The organism is Flavobacterium sp. LC2016-23, from assembly GCF_009674775.1.
Classification (GTDB): domain Bacteria; phylum Bacteroidota; class Bacteroidia; order Flavobacteriales; family Flavobacteriaceae; genus Flavobacterium.
Map to the genome: position 1 here is coordinate 1 of NZ_WKKE01000017.1, position 15,192 is coordinate 15,192.

At 35.1% G+C, this 15,192-nt stretch carries 14 protein-coding genes; 6 read left to right on the forward strand and 8 right to left on the reverse strand.

Features of this window, described 5'->3' with window-relative positions; translation table 11 throughout:
* Positions 1-108: 108 nt before the first annotated feature.
* Together GJU43_RS15085 and gcvT are read right to left on the reverse strand one after the other, a co-directional pair.
* Positions 109-2,139 (reverse strand): S41 family peptidase, encoded by a 2,031-nt coding sequence (locus GJU43_RS15085; RefSeq protein WP_154341583.1) that lies wholly within the window; start codon positions 2,137-2,139, stop codon positions 109-111.
* Between the two features lie 221 nt (positions 2,140-2,360).
* The gene (gene gcvT / locus GJU43_RS15090; protein WP_154341584.1) at positions 2,361-3,443 is read right to left on the reverse strand and encodes a glycine cleavage system aminomethyltransferase GcvT; all 1,083 of its coding nucleotides are present in this window, start codon (positions 3,441-3,443) and stop codon (positions 2,361-2,363) included.
* A gap of 233 nt (positions 3,444-3,676) precedes the next feature.
* Between gcvT and GJU43_RS15095 the strand changes: the two genes are divergently transcribed.
* From GJU43_RS15095 to GJU43_RS15105, 3 genes are all read left to right on the forward strand, one after another.
* On the forward strand, positions 3,677-4,525 hold the full coding sequence (locus tag GJU43_RS15095; RefSeq protein WP_154341585.1) for an NAD(P)H-hydrate dehydratase: 849 nt from the start codon (positions 3,677-3,679) through the stop codon (positions 4,523-4,525).
* A 107-nt stretch (positions 4,526-4,632) separates the two neighbouring features.
* Complete coding sequence (locus tag GJU43_RS15100) at positions 4,633-5,415, forward strand: HipA family kinase (RefSeq protein WP_154341586.1); 783 nt, start codon at positions 4,633-4,635, stop codon at positions 5,413-5,415.
* Positions 5,405-5,788, forward strand: a complete 384-nt coding sequence (locus GJU43_RS15105) for a DUF3037 domain-containing protein (protein WP_154341587.1) — start codon at positions 5,405-5,407, stop codon at positions 5,786-5,788. Before GJU43_RS15100 ends, GJU43_RS15105 begins: the two co-directional genes overlap by 11 nt.
* A gap of 275 nt (positions 5,789-6,063) precedes the next feature.
* On the opposite strand, the gene GJU43_RS15110 is transcribed toward GJU43_RS15105, so the two are convergent.
* Entirely contained in the window at positions 6,064-7,170 is a 1,107-nt protein-coding gene (locus tag GJU43_RS15110) for a polysaccharide lyase family 1 protein (protein WP_154341588.1), read from the reverse strand.
* Between the two features lie 231 nt (positions 7,171-7,401).
* Here GJU43_RS15110 and GJU43_RS15115 point away from each other — a divergent pair, with 231 nt between their 5' ends.
* On the forward strand, positions 7,402-7,971 hold the full coding sequence (locus GJU43_RS15115) for a Crp/Fnr family transcriptional regulator (RefSeq protein WP_154341589.1): 570 nt from the start codon (positions 7,402-7,404) through the stop codon (positions 7,969-7,971).
* A 213-nt stretch (positions 7,972-8,184) separates the two neighbouring features.
* Here the strand turns inward: GJU43_RS15115 and GJU43_RS15120 are convergent, their stop codons facing one another.
* From GJU43_RS15120 to GJU43_RS15130, 3 genes are all read right to left on the reverse strand, one after another.
* Positions 8,185-8,691 (reverse strand): GNAT family N-acetyltransferase, encoded by a 507-nt coding sequence (locus tag GJU43_RS15120; RefSeq protein WP_154341590.1) that lies wholly within the window; start codon positions 8,689-8,691, stop codon positions 8,185-8,187.
* A gap of 99 nt (positions 8,692-8,790) precedes the next feature.
* Entirely contained in the window at positions 8,791-9,342 is a 552-nt protein-coding gene (locus tag GJU43_RS15125) for a HutD family protein (RefSeq protein WP_154341591.1), read from the reverse strand.
* Positions 9,343-9,448: 106 nt separating this feature from the next.
* Positions 9,449-9,655, reverse strand: a complete 207-nt coding sequence (locus GJU43_RS15130; RefSeq protein WP_370455648.1) for a helix-turn-helix transcriptional regulator — start codon at positions 9,653-9,655, stop codon at positions 9,449-9,451.
* 146 nt (positions 9,656-9,801) lie between these two features.
* Here GJU43_RS15130 and GJU43_RS15135 point away from each other — a divergent pair, with 146 nt between their 5' ends.
* Entirely contained in the window at positions 9,802-10,002 is a 201-nt protein-coding gene (locus tag GJU43_RS15135) for a hypothetical protein (RefSeq protein WP_154341592.1), read from the forward strand.
* Between the two features lie 284 nt (positions 10,003-10,286).
* The gene (locus tag GJU43_RS15140) at positions 10,287-12,656 is read left to right on the forward strand and encodes a P-loop ATPase, Sll1717 family (RefSeq protein ID WP_154341593.1); all 2,370 of its coding nucleotides are present in this window, start codon (positions 10,287-10,289) and stop codon (positions 12,654-12,656) included.
* A 77-nt stretch (positions 12,657-12,733) separates the two neighbouring features.
* On the opposite strand, the gene thrC is transcribed toward GJU43_RS15140, so the two are convergent.
* Complete coding sequence (thrC, locus tag GJU43_RS15145) at positions 12,734-14,023, reverse strand: threonine synthase (RefSeq protein ID WP_154341594.1); 1,290 nt, start codon at positions 14,021-14,023, stop codon at positions 12,734-12,736.
* A 166-nt stretch (positions 14,024-14,189) separates the two neighbouring features.
* Positions 14,190-15,122 (reverse strand): homoserine kinase, encoded by a 933-nt coding sequence (locus GJU43_RS15150; RefSeq protein ID WP_154341595.1) that lies wholly within the window; start codon positions 15,120-15,122, stop codon positions 14,190-14,192.
* Positions 15,123-15,192 lie beyond the last annotated feature (70 nt).

Below are 15,192 nucleotides of genomic sequence, written 5' to 3' on the forward strand. Positions count from 1 at the left end.
TCTAAGAATCTAAGAATCTAAGAATCTAAGAATCTAAGAATCTAAGAATCTAAGAATCTAAGAATCTAAGAATCTAAGAATCTACACCGATAACTATCAGGGCTAAAATCATTTCGACCCGTTAAACTCCGTAATAATATTCACGGCTTCATTTAAGTACGGGTTTGTTTTAAGATTGTCTATCTGGTATTGATTGATTGTTTTTTCAGTTGGATAAACGCCTAATAAAAATTGGTTTACAGTCGAATTATAAACATCCAAAGGATTATTATCATCGTTAAAAGTGTGAATTTCCGTCCAAAGGGAGTTTATTACCTTTTTCTGCTCAAAAATAGCATCCAGGGTCATTGTGATTTCTGTTTTGGGAACGTTTATCAGCGTATCAATTTTCTGATTGATTTTTTTGATGTCATTAAAATAATAATTATCTGCTAATCGTATCGAACTGTTTTTTGCTATTTTATCGATCACGTTTCGTTTTACATAAGTTTTATATTTTAAAAAAGGAGCGAGGCTGTCGTTTTTAATGGCAGTCGGAAAATCACTTTCTTTTTGATAAACATCTTCGTAAAATTCCGGAAGTACTACATCCGGAGTAACACCGATATACTGATGGCTTTTACCGGTAACCCTGTAGAATTTATTAATCGTAATTTTCAGGAAGTCCGTATTTTTATTTTCGTCAAGCGAAAGAATCGTTTGCATAGTTGCTTTGCCCAGCGTGGTACTGCCCAATAATAAAGCACGGTTGTAATCCTGCAGAATGGAAGAGAAAAATTCACTGGCCGAAGCGGTATTACTGTTTACCAAAATTACGATCGGGCCTTTGTAAATAAGTCCTTTGTAGGGATCATTGATCACAGACGCTGCCTGTTTATTGTCCACAACAATAGAAAGCGGGCCATAATCAATAAACATTCCGGCCAGTTTTATCGCTTCTTCCATAGAACCGCCGCCGTTGTCAATCAGATCAATTACCAGACCTTTTATTTTGTCTCTTTCCAGCTTAATTATTTCACGTGCTACATCATCCGCACAGCCCTTTCGGCTATTCCCGTCTAAATCAGCATAAAAACTTGGAATTTTGATATAACCAATTTTACTGTCCTTGCCAATTATAAAACTAAAAACAGAGTTGTCTTCGTCTTTCATGACCTGCTTTTCGACATGGACATCAAAGCTTTTGCCGGAATTCCGTTTTAACGTTAATACAATATTTTTATTCGATTCTGATAAAATCATCGTCGAAACCGATTCTAATGAAGCACAGGAAACCTGAAGCGTTTCTTTTTGATTGGAAACGGAAACAATCTGATCTCCTTTTTTGATTTGTCCGGTCTTAAAAGCCGGACCATTCGGATCGATTTCGTCTATTATTATTTCATTTTTCTCATTCAGATTGACAGTCATTCCGAGCGATAGATGCTCTTTCGATAAGGAAGCGACAAAACTTGACTTCGAATCATTACTAAAATAGGCGGTGTGCGGATCAAAATAAGTACAGAAGAAATTGTATAGCTTTTCATCCTGTGTATTTTTTTCTTCCAATAGTGTATTTATCCGGCAGATTTCATTTGTCAGAATCATGTTTTTGGAAGCCGATTCAATCGATTTGAAATTGGTTTTTAGAGAATCTAAATTATCACTGGTTTCTGCAATATCATCCAGAATTTGATAGCGTAGTTTCTTCATCCAGACCTTTTCTAAGTTTTCTTTTTGAAGATAGAACGCAAATGCTTTTTTGTAAAACCGAATCGTATCTTTTTTAGTATAATCGATCGGTTCCGCCTGGATTTTTTGCAGAACCGTTTTGGTTCTGAGAAGTCCGGCTTTGTATTTTGAAGTGATATCGGCTAAAAAACTACAATCATTCTGCAGAATCAAATCGTCTAAATTGAGGCGATATTTTTGAGACATTTCGTTGTATTCACTCAGGAAAAAGATATTTCTGGAAGGATCTAATTCATTGATAAGATTGTCAAAAACAAATACTGACAAGCTATCGTTTACCGGTTTTGGACGAACATGCTCGGTCTGAATCAATGCATTTATCTTATTTAGTATTTCGCAGGTTCTGTCGCTATTCTGACTAAACAGGGCATTTGTGGTCAATATAAATACTAATATTATTTTTTTCATAAAGGAGAAAGTCATCGTTTACACTAAAATTACGGTTATTTTTTGATAAAAAGCAGTAATTTCTTTAAAATGTCGATGACCTTATAATTTTGGTAATTGCCAACTTTTTGCATGTTAAGATTCGTGAATTCAGGGCTAAAAAAAAATGCACTACACTTTTCGGTGTAATGCATTTATAAAGTAAACCTCAAATAATCTTGGATAATTTGGGTTTTGAAAATCTATTTTTTGTAAAATGGCAATTTTACTACTTTCGCCGGCACATCATTCTTTCTGATTCTGATGAAGATATCGCTGTCAACCGCACTATTGTTTACGGTAACATATCCAAGGCCAATTCCTTTATTCATAGAAGGAGACATGGTTCCTGAAGTTACAACACCAATGACAGCACCCGAAGCATCAACAATTTCGTAGTCATGTCTTGGTACTGCACGTTCCTGCATTTCAAAAGCCACTAATTTTTTAGTAACACCTTCTTCTTTTTGTTTTTTCAGGTTGTCAGAATTGGTAAATTCTTTATTGAATTTTGTAATCCATCCTAAACCGGCTTCAAGAGGAGATGTGGTGTCATTAATATCATTTCCATATAAGCAGAATCCCATTTCAAGACGTAACGTATCACGGGCAGCAAGTCCGATTGGTTTGATTCCGAAAGCTGCTCCGGCTTCAAAAACTTTATTCCAGATTGCTTCAGCATCGGCATTTTTACAATAAATTTCAAATCCGCCGGAACCGGTATATCCTGTAGCAGAGATAATCACATCATTAAAACCTGCAAAATCAGCTACTTCAAAATGGTAATAAGCGATAGCAGACAAATCGATAGAAGATAAAGACTGCATGGCTTCAACGGCTTTTGGTCCCTGAATGGCCAATAAGGAATAGTCGTCAGAAAGGTTTTTCATTTCAACACCCAAATCATTGTGTGCTGTAATCCAGTTCCAGTCTTTTTCAATATTAGAAGCATTTACAACAAGCAAATACTCTTCTTCTTTCATTTTATAAACAATCAGGTCATCTACAATTCCACCGTCGTTATTAGGCAAACAAGAATATTGCGCTCTTCCGATCGTTAAAGTCGAAGCATCATTTGAAGTTACTTTCTGGATTAAAGCCAAAGCATTTGGTCCTGTAAGTAAAAATTCACCCATATGTGAAACGTCAAAAACGCCCACATTGTTGCGAACTGTTTCATGTTCAGCATTAATACCTTCATAAGTAATAGGCATATTATACCCGGCAAACGGAAGCATTTTTGCTCCCAAACCTTCATGTATGTGCGTAAGCGCAGTATTTTTCATTGTGTTGTTTTATAAAATTGTGAGGCAAATTTATTTAAAAAATATCGAAATATGCTAGTCTAAATTATAAAATTCGTAAAGATTAAGTCTGATTTCCTGCTAATTTGCTATTTCTTTTACTTTTTAGAACGGAAAAAAAGACACTCAATTTATCCTCATAGGCAAAACTTTGTTATATAAGAAAATTCTTCTCAGTGATTTTTTTGTAATTTTAAAAGCGCAAAGCAAATCAGATGAAAGTACCCCTTCAGATTACAAAACAGGAAATTTTAGCTTTTTATAAACTCATAAACCCTTTAACACACAAAGGAATTCAGGGTCATGCGCTTATTATAGGAGGAAGCTATGGTAAAATCGGAGCCACGGTTCTGGCCTCGGGAGCCTGCCTGAAATCCGGTTGTGGTATGGTTACTGCTTTTATTCCAAAATGTGGTTATGCCATACTTCAAATAAGCAATCCGGAAGTTATGGTGGTAACCGATGAAAATGAAAATTTTATTTCCCGAATACATTTTGAAATACAGCCACAAGCAATTGGAATTGGTCCGGGTATGGGACAGGAAAAAGAGACACAAAAAGCTTTTTTTGAATTTTTAAATACTAATAAGAGCCCTTTGGTGGTAGATGCCGATGCCTTAAATATTTTGTCGGCGAATAAGTCGTGGCTGGCATTATTGCCCGAAAATACCATCTTGACACCACATCCGAAAGAACTTGAACGGCTTATAGGCAAGTGGGATTCAGAAAGTGAAAAATTTGAAAAGACCATTGCTTTTTCAGAGCATTATAAAATCATAATTGTAATGAAAGGCGCACCGACCTTTATCATCAATCAAAGTAAAATTTACCAAAACACTACCGGAAATGCAGCATTGGCAACCGCAGGAAGCGGGGATGTTCTAACGGGAATTATTACCAGTTTTTTAGCGCAGGGCTATTTACCGGATCAGGCCGCAAGATTAGGGGTTTTTATCCACGGATTAACGGCTGATATTGCACTTCCAAAAACAGGTTATCAGTCTTTTATCGCGTCAGATATTATTAAAAATCTGGGGAAGGCATTTTTATCTTTAGATTTTTAGTTCCCGCTTTTTTTGTGAACTGATTGGATTGCCCTGATTTTTTGGAATTTTAAATGATAAAATCAGAAATCTAAATTCGTAAGTTTGTATTTCAGTAAATACTGCTTATGAAAAACAATTTCGACCTGAGAACGGTAAATGTAACACGTTATATTACTCCTTTACGTGAAGGCGGTTCTCTACCTGCTTTGGCAGAAGCCGACGATGATTTTAAATATGTCCTGAAATTTAAAGGAGCCGGACATGGGGTGAAAGCTTTGATTGCCGAATTAATCGGAGGACAAATTGCTAAGGCTTTAAAATTGCAGCTTCCGGAGTTGGTTTTTGCGAATCTGGATGAAGCTTTTGGAAGAACCGAAGCCGACGAAGAAATTCAGGATTTGCTGCAGGGAAGTCAGGGACTCAATCTGGCGCTTCATTTTTTATCCGGTGCCATTACTTTTGATCCTGTCGTAACCACAGTTGATGCTAAACTGGCTTCGCAGATTGTCTGGCTGGATGCTTATATTACCAATGTTGACCGTACTTTTAAAAATACCAATATGCTGATCTGGCATAAAGAATTATGGCTTATCGATCATGGTGCCTGTTTGTATTTTCATCATTCCTGGAACAATTGGGAACAGCATGCCAAAAGTCCGTTTGCCCTGATAAAAGACCACGTTTTATTACCTCAGGCTTCTCTTTTAAAAGAGGTCGACGCCGAATATAAAACCTTGCTAACTCCGGAAATTCTGGAGGAAATTACCAATACCATTCCGCTGGAATGGCTGCAATGGGAAGATACAGACCAGACTCCTGAGGACTTGCGAAATGTATATTTACAGTTTTTGCTAACCCGATTAAATCATTCAGAAATCTTTGTAAACCAGGCTCAAAATGCAAGATAATCACTTATATGAGTATGCCGTAATTCGTGTGGTACCAAGGGTGGAGCGCGAAGAATTTCTAAATATCGGGATCATTTTGTTCTGCAAAAGAGCTAAATTTATAAAGGTACTTTTTCACATTAATGCCAGTAAAATTGAAGCACTTTCGGATGATTTTGATATCGAACAACTGGAATGTAATTTAACGTCATTAGAGAAAATCGCCAACGGAGCCAAAGATGGAGGTCCGATTGCACAAATGGATATTCCTTCTCGTTTTAGATGGTTAACGGCTATCAGAAGTTCGGCAATTCAGACTTCAAGGCCACATCCGGGACTTTGTGAGGATCTGGAAAACACGATTCAGAGGTTGTTTGCTGAGTTGGTGCTTTAAGAGAGAATAGAGTATAGAGAATAGAGCAAAGAGAATAGAGCAAAGAGAATAGAGCAAAGAGAATAGAGGAAAGAGGAAAGAGGAAAGAGAATAGAATAAAGAATATAGATGAAAGATGAAAACTGGATGTTTTCTTTCTAAAAAAATAACCACGAATTACAACAATCTTACGATTGTGTAATCCGTGGTTAAAACTAAAACTAACTAACTCAGATTTTAATAACCGTAATTTCAGGTACATGAATATTTTAAATTACGGCAATAAAGTTTTTTAATTAAAACGAACCGCAGGTATTCCCTCCTAATGTTGCACCGGCACCACCGCTAACATCTGCTTTAACAGCGGATGCGGCAAGTGTTACGATCGAGTAGGGAGGTGTGAAAGCCGTTTTGCTTCCTGCAGTATTTCCGCTTGTGTTTGTAAAAATGTTATCAACTGCTGTAACAGCTGTATAACCTGTCATTAAATCAATTGGTGTTTTCACTCCTTCGAAAACATTCTTTTCTACGCGAATATCAGCTTCAAAACCAGCCGCAATACATTTGTTACTTACTGTACTGTTGAAGTAGCTATTGATGATATGTACTTTTCCAAAACGAACTCTAGGCATTCTTTCTTTACAGCCTGGAGCCCACCAGCAACGGGCAAAAGTAATTCTCAATTTTCCACGGTCTCCTGTAGCACCGTCACTTGAACCAATCAGATTAGAATATCTGTGATCGTCAGAACCTCCTGAACCTCCTGCTTTTGGTGGTTTCAGGTAATGGAATTTAGAATACGTAACCGAAATATAATCGGATTTGTTTTTGATGTCAAAGTTTCCGTCAACACCATCTCTGAACTCGCAGTGGTCTACCCATACATTTGTACATTCGTCAAGAATAGCATTATCCCAGCCGTCAGTATCATAAGCACCGGGACCTTCAAAAATCAGGTTTCTGATAATGATGTTTTTACATCTTTTAATATTGATAATTCCGGAAGCATCTTTGGTTTGATTTGTAGAAACCAGTTTTGCACCGCTCGCACCGTAAATTGTTTTACCGGTCTGATCCTGAAAGGACAATCTTGTAGTAACCGTAATTGTACCGCTAACTTTAATAACCTTCACAGCAGCATTTTCTATTGCTGATTTTAATTGTGCGTAAGTCGTGACTGTTGTTTCAGCAGAAGTTCCTCCTCCGGTTGTTCCGCCATTTTGAGAGGCCCATCCGGGAACCTGGGCACAGTTTCCTACTTTCGCTGTTAAGCCGCTTCCTGCAGAAGTTGCAGCACTACTGTTTGCATCATTTTGTGATGATCCGATTTCTTCGGTATTACATGCTGTAAAACCGAGTACCAATGTTAACAAGAACATGGAGATTTTTGATCTAAATTTCATAATTTAAGTTTGGGGGTTTATAAAATATTTAACAATACAAATCTGCGGATAATTGCACCTAAAAAAGTTGAACAAGTTCAATGTTTTGAAAAAAAATCTTCAAAAAATGTTTTTTTAACAATTTTTAAGTGACAAAAACATCTAAAAAAGGTAGTTTTGCGTAATCGATTACATTATTTTTTTAATTCATTCCAATACTTACGCCCCAAGTAAGAATAAAAGTAAAAACACATGTACAAATCCCTCAGATCAAGTATTGAACGTAAAATTCCATTAACAGATGAAGAATGGAAATTTGTCGTTGAAAAAGCCGAGTTTATCAAACTCAAAAAAAACGAATACCTGCAGGTTCAGGATTCCAACAGTTCCTACGAAGGCTTTATTTTAAAGGGGGCTTTCAAAACCTATATTCTGAATGACAACGGTACCGAAAGTGTTATTTTTTTCTCCTTTGAAAATGAATGGATGTGTGATCTCGAAAGTTTCTATCATCAAAAACCTACCACCTACAATATCAAGGCCATTGAAGACAGCGAGATCCTGGTGATTAGCAAGGCAAACAAAACACTCTTGTTTGAGCAAGTGCCAAAGCTAATTCAGTTTCACATCATTATGGTCGAAAAAGCCAACATTGCGATTCAGCAAAGACTTTTAGATGTCTTAAACAAAACCTCCAAACAAAGGTATCTGGAGTTTATCGAAAAATATTCACACAAAGTGGATAAGATCAACAACAGGAATTTGTCATCGTATCTGGGAGTTTCACACGAGTTCTTGTCGAAGATTAAAAAGAGGTGCTAAGGTGCTAAGGTTCAAAGGTACAGAGTAACAAAGGTTCAAAGGTTTTCTGTAGAGGCGCACAGCAGTGTGTCTAAGGTATTATTTGAAAAATCACGCAAAGGCTCAAAGCCGTCAGGAAAATAAAACTTTGCGTCTTTGCGTGAATATAAAATTCAGTTAAAAAAAACTTCGCGAATCTTTGCGTAACCCTTTGCGAACTTTGCGGTTAAGCCATTAAAGTAATTTCTCTAAATAGATAAACTCCAATGGCTGATCTGAAATATTAGTATGAATATCGCTTGAAGGAAAAGCTTCTCTTTCGCCGGTTTCAACATAGCCGTGGCGTTTGTACCACGCAATAAGCTCCGAACGAACCGAAACCACCGTCATAAGAATACTGGATAATCCCAGCGCTTTAGCATGTTTTTCACCTTCCGCCAGCATCTTTTTGCCGATGCCGCCATTTTGCAATTCAGGTGAAACGGTCAGCATTCCCAAATACAACTGATGTTCTTTTTCCACCAGTAAAACCGAACCAATAATCTTGTCGTTGGCTGTGTATTTCAGAAATGTATTTTTAGGATCTGAAATGATTTCCGTTAATTCCTCTTCAGTCGTTCTTTTTCCTTCTAATAAATGAGCTTCGGTAGTCCAGCCTTTTTTGGAGGTTTCACCTCTGTAAGCAGAATTGATTAAGGTTACTAATGCCGGAATGTCTTGTAAGGTTGCTTTTGAAATCATGGTAATTATTATGCTGTATTTATTTAATTGCTCTTGCTTTAAGCGGAAGAACAAAATTAGGATATTTAAGATTGGCTTTACCCGAAATTTTTGAATTAACTACAGGGATTCCAATATTCCATAGAGACATTCATTAGAAAAATGAATCGTAATATTTTCTTTTTTTTGATTTTCAATGGCTAATAAATCATAAGCTTCCAGATAATAAGGCTTCTCATTAATTTTAATAACTGTTGTTTGTAAAGAAAATAAAAGTATGATCTGAGCATTACAATTCTGATTACGATCTGTTATTGTGAGTTTGGGATTGGCTATTTTTTCAGAAACCATCCAATTAAAATCAATCCCTTTTGTATAAGAAGTTACTTCATCATCCGAATTAAATTCTATGATTTCATATTTCTCGTATACTTTTTTCTCTTTGTTTATCTCAATAGGTAAGGAGTTGTCAAGCATAACCAGGTATCGGTGATAGCCCTTAAATTTGGTAAACGCTGAAGGCACTTCCTCTATTGTAGCACTGCTTATTCTGAATAGAAAATCCCTATCGCTATAGCTTGCCGTTTCCGGATAGATCATATATTCGTATGTCAATCCGCCATTCCAAACAGAGGCTGTAGTTTCTTTTTTAGGAAAAAGACGTAGGTTCATTTTTTAGTATTTTGAAATGAATGTCGGGATTTTGAAAGTTTTCTGTTTGCGTTCACGAGCTTGAAAACCGCAACAACATATTTTCATTCATTTACTCTTTTACTCTTTATTTTGTCGAAACCAGTAATTCTCTAACATCTACATCTAATACTTCAGCAATTTTTCTTAAGATGTCAATACTTGGTTGAGCATTATTATTGCAGTAATTCGTCACCACTACGTAACTTTTTTCAATTTTTTCGGCTAGCCACGTTTGTGTTCTTCCTTGTTCTTTTAGAACTTCTTTGATCCTGTTCATTTGAATATCAGCCATTAAGTACTTTTTTATAATGCTATTTAGTATAGAAAATTATTATCTATTAATAATCTTTTTTCGATGTGTTAAATTATGATATAAAAACACATTGTAAAATATTATAATTTAATATATATTTGTATTGAAATTTAATATAAAAATTTATGAAAGCATACACTAAAGCAAATCTTGAAGATATAGTCATGATGCAATTGGAAAATCTAAACGCTATGAATGATTTATTGTCTATAATGAAATTACAAAATGAACTATTGCATAATACCAATAAAAAATTAAAAGATGAAATTTCTGAATTTAAGGAAAAGTGTTTTACATATCAAGCGGGTAAACGAAATCAGAAATAACTTTTAAAAATTAATTAATCAACTTGGTGTTGAAAAAATAGTTTGTTAGTTGCCTTGAAAAATTTTGAATTCTTTTGCGTTCACTGTATTTATTTAATTGCCTCCTGCTTTAGCTAGAGGAAAAAGATTAGGAGATTTAGGAGTGGTTTGAGCCGAAATTCCGCGGTTTTTTTGGTTATACAAGTTTGAGATTCATAATAAGTATTTGATTATGTGATATTTTATGAAATTAATAATATTTGTTTTGTTATTTTTTATAAATTTCAATACTAAATTAATCTATTATGGCTGAGACAGGTTTTTTTGCATACGGGAGTCAATATTCATCAAGTGGAGAGTGTATTGAAGAAGCTATTGAACAAATTAATAATAGCGGTGAAGCGATAATTACTTCTTGGATTCATTTAAGGAATTCAGGTCGCTTTATTATTAATGAAGTATTAGATGAAATTGATAAAAGTGATTTTTTTTGTTGTGACTTAACAGGTCTTAATGATAATGTTTTGTTTGAACTGGGATACGCTTTGGCGCGTAAGAAACCTATTTTTATAATTAATGATGTTTCTTATGAAGAATCAAATAAAAAGTATAAAGAATTGAATTTATTAAGTACGTTAGGATATAAAAAATATACTAAGACGCATGATATAATTACCGGCTTTTTTAAAGAGCGTCCGTATGATCCAATTGGAAATATTTGGACTGATTTAACGAAAACAATAACACCTGAAAAAGATTCTAAAGCAATTTTAGTACTAAATAGCCAAACGGAAACAAATTATAATCTTGAAATTATTACTCAAGTAGATTATTTTAAACTTCCAAAAATAGTTGATGATGCAAGTGAAAATGCTAATTTACCTTTAAGTTGGTATATTCAAAAACTACATTCTGTACCTTCTGTTTTGATACAATTTTCTTCACAAACAAGAGCTGGCTATGAATTGCACAATTCAAAATGTGCCCTAATTGCTGGCATGGCGATAGGTTTAGGGTTGGAAGTTCAATTATTAGCTGAGCAACCATATTTTTCTCCTTTAGATTTTCGAGACTTATTAAAAAAATTTAGTAATAGACAAGAATGCTCTGTAATTGTAAAAGATTTTTTAATCAATTTACAAAAGGAAATTGCTGCGCTTTTAATAAATGAAAGGGAAAGAGTTGATACGCGAAAGAAATTAAGTGAACTTCAAAATTTAGATTTTGGTGAAGCAATTGCTGAACATGAAAGCAATAAACTTTATCAATATTATGTTGATACATCTCATACACAACAATTAATCAAAAACGAATATAACATTGTTGTAGGAAGAAAAGGAACAGGGAAAACGGCTACATTATATTACTTATTTGAAGATCTAATAAGAGATAGGAGAAATCACGTTGTATTAATTAAACCAATTAACTTTGAAGTTGATGGGTTGGTTGCCTTGATGGAAGAATCAAATAGTGAATTTGAAAAAGGTTTTTTAATTGAAACAGTATGGAAGTTTTTAATTTACTCACAAATAGCAAAGTCATTATTTGATCAAATTAAACAGAAACCTCTATTTGCTTTGTCTGAAGATGAAAATAAATATATTGAATTTATTGAGTTAAATCAAACAATTTTTCTTACGGATTTTTCTACAAGATTAGAGGAGCAAATTAAAAAATTAAGGGAAAACGAGATTAGTAAAATTGGAGCGGGAAATAATAATGAATTTAGGTTAAAAGTGGCTGAAATACTTCATGATGGAGTACTTAATGAAATGAAAGATTATTTTGGAGTTCTAATTCCTAAAAATCATAAATTAATTGTTTTAATAGATAATCTAGATAAATCTTGGAAAAAAGATGCTAGATTAAATATTCTTAGTAGATACATCTTAGGTTTATTAGGTGTATCAGGTAGAATTTTTAAAGAGCTATCTTATATAAAATCTATTCAAACTAGTATATCATTTCATCTTACAATTTTTTTACGTAGTGATATTTTTAAATATATTCAACTTATTGCCCGTGAACCTGATAAGATTGAAGTTTCAAGATTAATGTGGGAAGATTCAGAAATATTATTAAGAATAATAGAAGAAAGGTTTGTTGAATTAAGTAACAATAAATATAATAAAGAAGAACTTTTTGAAAGATTCTTCATTTCACAAGTTAATGGTGTTCCTACAAAAGATTTTATAATTAAATCTATTTTTCCAAGACCACGTGATTTAATTTATTTTTGTAAAAGCTGTAAAGATATTGCAGTTTCAAGGGGACATGAAATAATTCAAGAAATGGATGTCATATCTGCATATAAAGAATATTCAAGTTGGATATTCAAATCATTACTCGTCGAGAATAATATTCTTAATAAACAAATGGAAGATTTTCTTTTTGAATTAGTTGGAGGAAGTGCTGTAATAAATGAAACAATGATTAAACAATTTATGATAAATTCTGATATACCAATTGTCACTGAAGAAGATGTTGAAAAATTTATAGATAATTTGGTTGACTTAACTATACTTGGTCGTGAAGTAAGAACCAATGAATTTCAATTTGAATATGATGTTGAAAATTTTAAAAAAATAAAGACAATGTCAAAAAAGTTAGATTCAAAGCGATACAAAATTCACAATGCTTTAATTCCCTTTTTGGAATGTGAGATTATAAATTAAATAATATATATAATAAAAGCCACAGATTGAATAAAATAATCCGTGCAATCCGTGGCTTTTAAATTTTATGAGGTAAACTACCCCAAAAACGCCTTCAACTCCTCATAAGTCTTAATCTTCACACTCACTTTCTCCTCATTCATAACACTCTCAATTTGTTCAGGAATCGGAAGCGTAATGCCCAATGCAGGTTCGACCACATCCAGAAACTTAATAGGATGCGCCGTTTCTAAGAAAACACCAATGGCATTCTCATGTTTTTGTAATTCTTTTTTCAAACCTAAATAGCCAACAGCACCGTGAGGTTCTGCGATATAACCATCGGTTTTGTAAATTTGTTTTAGGGCTTCAAGCGTTTCTTCATCCGTATAACTGTAGGAAGAGAAATCTTTTTCGAAAGCTTTTAAATCATTGTTGTACAATTCCTGAATTCTGATAAAGTTACTTGGGTTTCCAACATCCATAGCGTTTGAGATGGTCGCTTTGGAAGGTTTTGGCTCGTATTTTCCGTTTTCTAAGAATCTTGGTACGGTATCGTTTACGTTGGTAGACGCAACGAAATGTTCGATTGGCAAACCTAATTTCTTCGCCATAATTCCGGCGCAGATATTTCCGAAATTCCCACTTGGGCAAGAGAAAACCAACGGTTTATTCTGGCTTTTTAGCGCTTTATAAGCAAAGAAAAAATAGAACATTTGCGGCAGCCAGCGCGCAATATTGATAGAGTTGGCCGAAGTCAGGTTTTTATGCGCTAAACTTTCGTCCAAAAACGCTTTTTTCACCATATCCTGGCAATCGTCAAAAACGCCGTCGACTTCAAGGGCTTTGATGTTTTTGCCTAAAGTTGTCAATTGTTTTTCCTGAATGTCGCTCACTTTTCCGGACGGATACAGAATCACGACATCAACACCGGCAACGCCTAAAAATCCGCTCGCAACAGCTCCGCCCGTATCTCCGGAAGTCGCTACCAGAACCGTGTTTTTACTGTCTTTTTTGTCTTTGTTAAAATACGCCAGACAACGTGACATAAATCGCGCTCCAACGTCTTTAAAGGCCATGGTAGGCCCGTGGAATAATTCCAGTGAATAAATGTCTTTTTCAACTTCTACCACCGGAAAATCAAAGGATAAAGTGTCGGCTATGATTTCTCTTAAATAATCCTCCGGAATATCATCGCCTACAAATTGCTGAATCACATCAAAAGCAATATTATGATGGGTCAGATTTTCGATTACATTAAAAAAAGCAGGGTTTAAAGGCGTAACAATTTGTGGAAAATACAATCCTTTATCGCTTGCTAATCCTTGTATGACAGCTTCTTTAAACGAAACTTCGGGTGCGTTGTGGTTTAAACTGTAGTATTTCATTTTTTTTTTTGCTTTAGGCTTTTTTGTAGCTTTACGCTTTAAGCAGTAGGCTTTAGGCTTTTTCCTAAATGCGCTTAGCTTATTGCTTCTTTTTCTTTTTTCTTTTTTCTTTTCCGCAATGGTTTTAAGCTTATTGCCTAAAGCCTATTGCTTACAGCGTCCCATCCTAAAGGATGCGGACACCATCGGGATTAATTTTCGAGACGTGAATTTCATAAGGCAAATTCATGTTTTCGTACACTTCGCTCATCGCTTTGGCAATTTTATCCGCTGTGTCTTTTCCGCGGCTTAAGGCAAAAATCGACGGTCCCGAACCGGAAATTCCGGAACCTAAAGCGCCGTTTTCTAAAGCCGTTTGTTTGATTAAATCAAAACCCGGAATCAAAACACTTCGCAATGGTTCTACGATTTCGTCATGAAGCGATCTTCCGATCAAATCGTAATCTTTGGTGTATAATCCGGCGATTAATCCGCCCACATTTCCCCATTGCATAATGGCGCTTTTTAGGGAAACAGTTTGTTTTAGTACCGAACGCGCATCCGATGTTTTCAGTTCAATCTGAGGATGAACTACTGTAGCAAACAATTCTTCAGGACTATCAATCCGAATAATATCTAACGGGCTGTAGCTTCTCACTAAAGTAAAACCGCCTAAAAGGGCAGGGGCAACGTTGTCTGCGTGCGCATTTCCGCTGGCTAATTTTTCGCCCTGCATCGCAAATTGCACCAGATCTTTGCGCGAATAAGGTTTTCCTAATAATTCATTAATTCCGAAAACGGCTCCGGCAGAACTTGCAGCACTGCTTCCGATTCCGCTTCCGGCTTTGATATGTTTGTAGATTTCGATTTCAAATCCAACCGTTATGGGTTCAAAATCTCTTTCGTAGGCTTCCAGCATCGCAACAGCTGCAACACCCGAAACGTTTTTTTCGGTTTCTAAAGGCAAATCGGCACCTGTAATTTTTGTGATGCGAATTCCTTTTTGATCTACTTTTCGAACAATCATTTCATCGCCCGCATTGTCCAGGCAAAGCCCGAGTACGTCAAATCCGCAGGAGAGATTTGCAATAGTTGCCGGGCAAAATAGTTTTATTTCCATTCTTTTTTTAAGGTTCTGAGTTGCTAAGGTCCTAAGTTTCTAAGGTTTTCTTTGCAGCTTTTGTTTTTAA

Excerpts from the sequence above, each read along its gene's own strand:
- GJU43_RS15125 (WP_154341591.1), bottom strand. The coding sequence starts at position 9,342 with ATGAACCTACGTCTTTTTCCTAAAAAAGAAACTACAGCCTCTGTTTGG.
- GJU43_RS15100 (WP_154341586.1), top strand. The coding sequence starts at position 4,633 with ATGAAAAACAATTTCGACCTGAGAACGGTAAATGTAACACGTTATATT.
- GJU43_RS15110 (WP_154341588.1), bottom strand. The coding sequence starts at position 7,170 with ATGAAATTTAGATCAAAAATCTCCATGTTCTTGTTAACATTGGTACTC.
- GJU43_RS15085 (WP_154341583.1), bottom strand. The coding sequence starts at position 2,139 with ATGAAAAAAATAATATTAGTATTTATATTGACCACAAATGCCCTGTTT.
- GJU43_RS15140 (WP_154341593.1), top strand. The coding sequence starts at position 10,287 with ATGGCTGAGACAGGTTTTTTTGCATACGGGAGTCAATATTCATCAAGT.
- GJU43_RS15105 (WP_154341587.1), top strand. The coding sequence starts at position 5,405 with ATGCAAGATAATCACTTATATGAGTATGCCGTAATTCGTGTGGTACCA.
- GJU43_RS15120 (WP_154341590.1), bottom strand. The coding sequence starts at position 8,691 with ATGATTTCAAAAGCAACCTTACAAGACATTCCGGCATTAGTAACCTTA.
- GJU43_RS15135 (WP_154341592.1), top strand. The coding sequence starts at position 9,802 with ATGAAAGCATACACTAAAGCAAATCTTGAAGATATAGTCATGATGCAA.
- thrC (WP_154341594.1), bottom strand. The coding sequence starts at position 14,023 with ATGAAATACTACAGTTTAAACCACAACGCACCCGAAGTTTCGTTTAAA.
- GJU43_RS15115 (WP_154341589.1), top strand. The coding sequence starts at position 7,402 with ATGTACAAATCCCTCAGATCAAGTATTGAACGTAAAATTCCATTAACA.
- GJU43_RS15150 (WP_154341595.1), bottom strand. The coding sequence starts at position 15,122 with ATGGAAATAAAACTATTTTGCCCGGCAACTATTGCAAATCTCTCCTGC.
- GJU43_RS15130 (WP_370455648.1), bottom strand. The coding sequence starts at position 9,655 with ATGGCTGATATTCAAATGAACAGGATCAAAGAAGTTCTAAAAGAACAA.
- GJU43_RS15095 (WP_154341585.1), top strand. The coding sequence starts at position 3,677 with ATGAAAGTACCCCTTCAGATTACAAAACAGGAAATTTTAGCTTTTTAT.
- gcvT (WP_154341584.1), bottom strand. The coding sequence starts at position 3,443 with ATGAAAAATACTGCGCTTACGCACATACATGAAGGTTTGGGAGCAAAA.